At 74.5% G+C, this 5,687-nt stretch carries 7 protein-coding genes; 6 read left to right on the top strand and 1 reads right to left on the bottom strand.

Features of this window, described 5'->3' with window-relative positions:
- Positions 1-174 precede the first annotated feature (174 nt).
- Positions 175-858: a response regulator gene (locus ABWI04_RS41320; RefSeq protein WP_345182952.1), complete on the top strand. Its 684-nt coding sequence runs from the start codon at positions 175-177 to the stop codon at positions 856-858.
- A 55-nt stretch (positions 859-913) separates the two neighbouring features.
- On the opposite strand, the gene ABWI04_RS41315 is transcribed toward ABWI04_RS41320, so the two are convergent.
- Positions 914-1,507 (bottom strand): TetR/AcrR family transcriptional regulator, encoded by a 594-nt coding sequence (locus ABWI04_RS41315; RefSeq protein WP_345182951.1) that lies wholly within the window; start codon positions 1,505-1,507, stop codon positions 914-916.
- A 104-nt stretch (positions 1,508-1,611) separates the two neighbouring features.
- On the opposite strand from ABWI04_RS41315, the gene ABWI04_RS41310 reads away from it, so the two are divergent.
- The 5 genes from ABWI04_RS41310 (at position 1,612) to ABWI04_RS41290 (ending at position 5,635) form a co-directional block, all read left to right on the top strand.
- Positions 1,612-1,866: a hypothetical protein gene (locus ABWI04_RS41310; protein ID WP_353835821.1), complete on the top strand. Its 255-nt coding sequence runs from the start codon at positions 1,612-1,614 to the stop codon at positions 1,864-1,866.
- Positions 1,867-1,938: 72 nt separating this feature from the next.
- Positions 1,939-2,550, top strand: a complete 612-nt coding sequence (locus tag ABWI04_RS41305; protein ID WP_353835820.1) for a hypothetical protein — start codon at positions 1,939-1,941, stop codon at positions 2,548-2,550.
- Between the two features lie 125 nt (positions 2,551-2,675).
- Positions 2,676-3,761, top strand: a complete 1,086-nt coding sequence (locus ABWI04_RS41300; RefSeq protein ID WP_345182947.1) for an ABC transporter substrate-binding protein — start codon at positions 2,676-2,678, stop codon at positions 3,759-3,761.
- Complete coding sequence (locus ABWI04_RS41295) at positions 3,754-4,851, top strand: FecCD family ABC transporter permease (RefSeq protein ID WP_345182946.1); 1,098 nt, start codon at positions 3,754-3,756, stop codon at positions 4,849-4,851. The genes ABWI04_RS41300 and ABWI04_RS41295 overlap by 8 nt, the downstream gene beginning before the upstream one ends.
- Positions 4,841-5,635: an ABC transporter ATP-binding protein gene (locus ABWI04_RS41290; protein WP_345182945.1), complete on the top strand. Its 795-nt coding sequence runs from the start codon at positions 4,841-4,843 to the stop codon at positions 5,633-5,635. Before ABWI04_RS41295 ends, ABWI04_RS41290 begins: the two co-directional genes overlap by 11 nt.
- Positions 5,636-5,687 lie beyond the last annotated feature (52 nt).

Here is a 5,687-nt window from a genome sequence, read left to right as displayed (position 1 = left end):
AGGCGTTGGGGCCGCGTGCCGCCGTGGAGGCGGTCGCCAAGACGTGGCTCCGTGGCGCGAGCGCTGCCGGCTGCTCGGCGGCGAGCTCGACGCCGGCCCCACTCCGGGCGGCGGGTTCGAGGTGACGGCCCGGCTCCCCCTCGCCCCGACCGGGCCGCTGCGGGAGGCGGCGCCGTGAGCGCGCCGGCCACGGAGCCGATCAGGGTCCTGCTCGCCGACGACGAGGGGCTGGTGCGGTCGGGGTTCAGGCTGCTCATCGACGTCGAGGACGACATCGCCGTGGTCGCGGAGGCGACCGACGGCGCCCGGGCGGTCGAGCTGGCCCAGGCCACCCGCCCCGACGTCGTCCTCATGGACATCCGCATGCCGAGGCTGGACGGCATCCAGGCCACGGCGCGGATCACCGCGACGCGCGGGCTGGAGGACGTCCGGATCCTCATCCTCACCACCTACGACACCGAGGCCTACGTCTTCGAGGCGCTGCAGGCCGGTGCCAGCGGCTTCCTGCTCAAGGACGCCGGACCGGCGGAGCTCCTGCACGCCATCCGGGTGGTCGCCGCCGGCGAGGCCCTGCTCGCGCCGCGCATCACCAGGCGTCTCATCAGCAAGTTCACCGCGTGGCACACGGCGTCCGCGGACGCCCTGGACCGGCTCGCCCCGCTCACCGAGCGCGAGCGGGAGGTGCTGGCCCTGATCGGACGGGGGCTGAGCAACCAGGAGATCGGCGCCGAGCTGTTCATCAGCCCGGCGACCGCGCGCACCCACGTGAGCCGCACGATGACGAAGCTCGGAGCGCGCGACCGCGCCCAGCTGGTCGTCATCGCCTACCGGACGGGCCTGGTCACCCCCGACGCGTGACCGGGAGCCCCCTCGCCCGCCCTCATCTCGGCGACCGCGGTGACCTCCATCGCGGTCAGCCCGCGGGGTCGCCGAGACGGCGGACGATGCGGACGAGTGCGGCGCGCTGGCCGTCCGGGTCGTCGTCGAGGTCGGGCATCAGCATCCGCCGGAGCTGCGGGGTGGCGAACCACCAGCCGGCCAGGACGATGACGGAGTACAGCAGCTCCCTGGCCGCCAGCCGGGCGTCCAGGCGTCCCGACTCCTGCGCCCGCGCCAGCGCGGCGATCTTCCCGGCGTAGTGGGCGGTCCGCTCGGCCTCGGCCGCCACCGGCTCGCCCTCGGTGGTGTGCAGGCCCTCCCAGTGGAGCAGCCGGACGAAGTGCGGGTGCGCGCGGTGGTAGTCGAAGACCTGCCCGGCGTACTCGCCCAGGTCGGAGGCCGCCTTCGCGTCCAGCGGCACGGCCTCGGCCAGGCGCTCCAGTTCCGTGGTCAGCACGATCGCGAACATCTGCCGCTTGTTGCCGAAGTAGGAGTAGATCCGTTCCTTGTTCACCCCGGCCGTCGCGGCGATCCGGTCCATGCGGGCCGCCTCGGGCCCGTGGGCGGCGAACTCGCCGACCGCGGCGTCCAGGATGAGCCGCTTGGTCCTCGCGGTGTCCCATGCCATGCCCGGAGCCTACCGCAGATTCCAACTAGCGAGTTGGAATCTGCGGCCGGGCGTGGTTAACTCCAACTCGCAAGTTGGATTTACCGGACCACCAAGGAGACGCCATGCCATCCGTCCGCACCCCCGCCCCCGCCGTCACGGCCCCCTCGATCCACCTGCGCGCCCTGTTCACCTGGCTGGCCGTGTACCTCATGATCATGGCCACGCAGATGCTGCTGGGCCCCCTGCTCGGATCGCTCTCGCTGCCGCTCCGGACTCTCGTGGTGACCGGCGTGGTCGTGCCCACCGTCGTGTACGCGCTCGTGCCCGCGATCCTGCGCGCCTACGGCGCGCTGCGCCGCCGCGGCTCCCGCGCCTAGCGGCGTGAGGAGGACGACACCCGGCCGAGGTCGCCCGATCCGTCCGTTCCCGTGTGGGAGTATCCCCACCAGATGGGTCCATGGTCGATGGTGCGCTGGGTGCGCGCGGCGGGCTTCGCCGCCGCGTGCGCCGGGCTGGCCGCGCTCGGGCACCTGGCCGGCGGCGGCGGCTTCGACCGGGCGGCGACGCTGGCCGGGTTCCTGCTCGTGCTCGGCCCCGCGCTGGCGCTGACCGGCCGGGAGCGGACCTTCGCGTCGATCGTGCCCGCCACCGCCGCTTCGCAGGTCGTCCTGCACGTCCTACTCATGCGCGCCGCCGGGCATCCGCTGGTGGCGGCCCGGCCGGACGCCGCCGCCATGGACGGCGGCGCGGAGCCGATGGCCCACGGCGGCGGTCCCGCTCTGGCGATGCTGCTCATGCACGCGGTGAGCGTGCTGGTCACGTCCGCCTGGCTGGAGTGGGGCGAGGCGCGGCTGTGCGCGCTCGTCCGGGTCCTGGCCGGCTGGGTCCTGCGACCGCTGGTGTTCCTGCTCGCGGTCGCGGCCGGACGATCCCCCGGCCTTCCGCGGCCCGTGTCGCGCGGCCGCTCCGATGAGCGGGCTCCGGCCCGGGACGCCCTCCGGTACGCCGTGGCCCGTCGCGGGCCTCCCGGGACGACCACCGCCCTGGGCGCCACCGCGTGAACCACTGACCTCCCACCGCTCTCAGGGCGACGCATGTCGCCGGGCCCGGCACGACGCCGCCCGGATGTCCTCCGCATCCCTCCCGAGGAGCCGCCGACGGCTCCCGCTGGAAAGAGAGCACGCCCATGAACCGTCCCCTCCTTTCGCGCGCCCTCGCGGCGGCGATGTCCGCCGCGCTGGTGGCGGCGCCGGCCGCCGCCTGCGGCGGCTCCCCCGCCGGCCCCGGCCCGGACGCTGCGTCCGCGACCGGACCGGCGCGCAGGACGTCCTATCCCCTGTCGTTCGACAACTGCGGGACCAGGGTCGCCTTCGCGCGGCCGCCGCGGCGGGTGCTGATCCTCAACGGCACCTCGGTCGGCGAGGTGGAGAGCTTCCTGATGCTCGGCCTGGAGAAGAGCGTCCTCGCCAACGCCCAGACCTACGGCGTGTCCGACGACCCGTCCATGATCGGCCGGATCCGGGCGCTGCCGACCGGCGGGCTGACGATGAACAGGAACTTCGACGTCCCCGCCGAGCAGGTGCTGAGGCTCAAGCCCGACCTCGTGGTCTCCACCTGGTCGGGAGGCTTCGACGCCAAGCGCGGGTTCGCCACCCGGGAGCAGCTCGCCGCCGCGGGGATCCCGTCGCTGGTCAACCCGGTCAACTGCGCCAACGGCAAGCCGGACGCCACCGAGGCGGAGAAGCGGGCGTACCGGGCGCAGTCGATCAACTCCTCGCTGGAGTTCCTGGCGCTGCTCGGCCGGATCTTCGACGTCCAGCAGCGCGCCCTGACGGTGATCTCCGGGCTGCGGGCCCGTGTCGAGGCCGTGCGCGCGCGGACGGCCGGCCGGCCCGCCAAGAGGGTCGTCATCGCCTACCCGGGCATGTCCATGATGAACGCCAACGGCCTGCCCGCCGTGATGACCGGAGGCGTCTACGACGACGTCATCCGGGCGGCCGGAGGGGTCAACGCGTTCTCCGGGCGCGGTGAGGACGCCACCCGCACCCTCAACAAGGAGCAACTCGCCACCGCGCGGGTGGACGTCCTGGTGGTCGGGCTGTTCACCCCGGAGGAGAAGGGCGACGCCGAGGCCGCGAAGCTGTTCGCCGCCTACCCGCAGTGGAACGCCTCCAAGACCCGGACGTACACGGTCGTCTCCGACAGCGTCTACCTCGGCCCCCTCAACGCCCTGGGCGTCGAGAAGATCGCCAAGGTGATCGGCGATGCCTGACATCCTCACCCGCGAGGCTCCGGCCCGGGCGCGCGGGCCGCATCTCGTCTCCGGCGCCGGCACCGGCGTCCTGCTGGCCGCGCTCGGCGCCGCCCTGGTCGCGTCCATGGTGCTCGGCATCTCGGTGGGCTCGGTGAACCTTCCGTTCGGGACGGTGTGGAGCGTTCTGTGGGCCCACCTGTCCGGGCGCGGCGACAGCGCCGACCCGCTGCTCGGCCAGGTCGTCTGGGACATCCGCACGCCCCGCGTGCTGCTGGCGGCGCTGTCGGGCGCCGGCCTGTCCGTCGCGGGCGCGGCGCTCCAGGCCCTGGTCCGCAACCCGCTCGCCGACCCCTACGTCCTCGGCGTCTCCTCCGCGGCCTCCCTCGGGGCCGTGCTCGTGCCCGCGCTCGGCGGCACCGCCCTCGGCGGCGCGACCGGCGCGCTGGGCGTGACCGGCGCCGCCTTCGCCGCCGCCCTGCTGTCGGCGCTGCTGGTGTACGCGCTGGCGCAGCGGGCGGGACGGCTGCTCGACTCGTGGCTGGTCCTGACCGGCGTCGCCGTCGGGTACCTGTGCACCGCCGCGACGACGTTCGTCCAGCTCCAGCTCAACCCGACCGAACTGCAGGGGATGATGTTCTGGCTGATGGGCAGCGTGGCCGGCGCCACCTGGACCGACCTCGGCCTCCCCGCCGCGCTGATCGCGGCCTGCCTGGCCTGCCTGATGCTCCGGGCCCGGCCGCTCAACGCGCTCCTGGCCGGGGAGGACGCCGCGACGGGGATGGGCGTCCCGGTCGCGGCGCTGCGCGTCACGCTGCTGCTGATCGGCTCGCTGCTCGCCGCCACGGTGGTGAGCGTCGTGGGCGGCATCGGGTTCGTCGGCCTGATGGTCCCGCACATGGCCCGGTTCGCGGTCGGCTCCGACCACCGCCGCGTCCTGCCCGTGGCGCTGCTGGGCGGTGCGGTGTTCATGGTGCTGGTGGATCTGGCCGCCCGGATCGCCGACCGTCCCAACGAGCTGCCGGTCGGGGTCTTCACCACGGGGCTCGGGGTCCCCTTCTTCCTGTTCCTGCTGCGCCGCCGCGCCACCGGAGGCACCCATGCGCCTTGATCTGGAAGGGGTGAGCGTCCGGATCGACGCCCGTCCCATCGTCACCGGCGTGTGCCTGAGCGCGGGGCCGGGCGAGTTCGTGGCGCTGGTCGGCCCGAACGGCAGCGGCAAGTCCACCCTGCTCAGGACGGTGTACCGGTCGCTGCGCCCGTCCGGGGGCGTCGTCCGTCTCGGCGGCGAGGACCTGTGGCGGATGTCGCCCCGGCGGGCCGCGCGGCGCCGTGCCGTCCTGCCGCAGCACGGCGGGGCCGGGGGCGACTTCTCCGTCGCGGAGGCCGTCGCCGTCGGCCGGACCGCCCACCAGGGGCCCCTCGACCGCGAGACCCGCGCCGACCGCGCGGCGATCACGGACGCGCTGAGGCGGGTCGGCATGGACCGGGCCGCCGACCGGCTCGTGTCGACCCTCTCCGGAGGAGAACGGCAGCGCGTGCTGCTGGCCAGGGCCCTCGCGCAGGAGGCCCCGCTGCTGATCCTGGACGAGCCCACCAACCATCTCGACGCCGGCGCGCAGTTCGCCCTGCTCGACCTGATCCGCTCACTCGGGCTCACCCTGCTGGCGGCCCTCCACGACCTGGACCATGCCGCCGCCTACGCCGACCAGGTCGTCGTCCTGCGCGACGGCGCGGTCGCCGGGCACGGTCCGCCCCTCCAGGTGCTGACACCCGAGTTCATTCAGGACGTCTTCGGAGTGCGCGCCCACATCGGCCCGCACCCCATCACCGGCCGTCCCCACATCGCCCTGGCCTCGCCCGGGCCCGTGGAGGTGAGCGACGCGGGCGCGTGACGTCACGGCCGGCGGGGTCGCAGGGCCGAGTCGGCACGCCGGCGCGGCGCCG

Origin of the sequence: Actinomadura sp. NPDC000929, assembly GCF_040492065.1 — a bacterium.
Taxonomy (GTDB): domain Bacteria; phylum Actinomycetota; class Actinomycetes; order Streptosporangiales; family Streptosporangiaceae; genus Spirillospora; species Spirillospora verrucosospora.
This window is presented reverse-complemented; position numbering and strand designations above follow the sequence as displayed.